Source organism: Arthrobacter sp. SO3 (genome assembly GCF_020532825.1).
Lineage (GTDB): Bacteria > Actinomycetota > Actinomycetes > Actinomycetales > Micrococcaceae > Arthrobacter.
This window is the reverse complement of the sequence record NZ_MQTS01000118.1, coordinates 1-1,192: the sequence shown is the minus strand read 5'-3', so window position 1 is coordinate 1,192 and position 1,192 is coordinate 1. Positions and strand designations below refer to the sequence as shown.

Annotated in this window: 1 protein-coding gene; it reads right to left on the bottom strand. The window is 64.3% G+C overall.

Annotated elements, in window-relative coordinates; all coding sequences use genetic code 11:
• Window positions 1-921: IS21 family transposase (gene istA, locus BJQ90_RS12105; protein WP_226760505.1), on the bottom strand; the 921-nt coding region annotated here is incomplete at its 3' end.
• Between the last annotated feature and the right edge of the window lie 271 nt (window positions 922-1,192).

Here is a 1,192-nt window from a genome sequence, read left to right as displayed (position 1 = left end):
CACCGGGTCGAACCCGACCCCGGGCAATGCCAGGGACGCCGCCACGTCCTGGATGAACAACTCACCTAAGGGCAGGCCCTTGCGGTAGTGCGTGGTGCTGGACAAGGCATCGCACCGGGCCATGAGCACCTCGTTCAAGGCCTGCAGGCTGGAGGCCACGGGTTCCGGAACCATGAGGTTACGGCGCAGGAACCCGACCGCGTTTTCCACGTTCCCTTTTTCATGCCCGGAGTACGGGTTGCAGTAGCGCGACTCGGAGCGGTAATGCAGCTTGAACGCGCCGAACAACTTCGTCTCCACGACCTTGGTGCCCAACCGGCGTCCGATGCCGGTGGCGTTGTCAAAAACCAGGTGCCTCGGTGCGGCCCCGATGTGTTCGAACACCCTGCGCAGCCCGTGGCAGACGCATTCAGCGGTCTCGCCCCGGTACCCCTGCACGAAGCGCATGTTCGAGAACGGGAAGGTCACCACCAGGATGTGCAGGACCTGCCGGATCCCGGCGATGATCGCCTCGGCCTGCCCGAAGTCGACCTGCGCGGTGCCAGCGGGCCAGACCAGTTCGGTGAAGCCCTCCCCGGCCTGCCGGTTCCGGGCCGCCCATTTCTTCACGTGCCGCTGGACCGGGGAATACGTGCCGGTGAAACCATGCTCGGCCACGAGACGGTCAAAGATGCGCTTGGCCGTATGGCGCTGCTTGCGCGGCCGGCGCTGGTCCTCGCCCAGCCACTGCTCAATGATGCGCTCGAACCCGGTCAACACCGAGCCCCCGGGCCGGGCCAGCGGTGCCGGCGGCGCCGGGGAGAAGTCCTGCTGCTCCGCGTACCTGGCCACCGAATCACGACTCACCCCCAACCTCCGGGCGATCTCACGCCCCGGGACTCCCTGGGAATCGAGTCTTCTGATATTTTCTTGAACGGACATGGGTACCGTCATCTGCTTTCCAGCCCTTCCGGCGCACACGCTTCGCAATGGCAGCGCCGTAAGGAACCTATCTGGGGTGGCGGGCCCATGTTCCCAACACTCTGGGAACGGCCCGGGCCACCGGGTGATCTCTATATCTGCGCACTCCCCGAATCCATGATCTGGAGGGGAATTGCCTGGCCTGATTCTTAGCGCTCTTTGGCAGGAAACCAGCCACCAACTCGGCAGGATTTCCAAGCTGAAACGGCCTACGAATAGTCGATCACACACA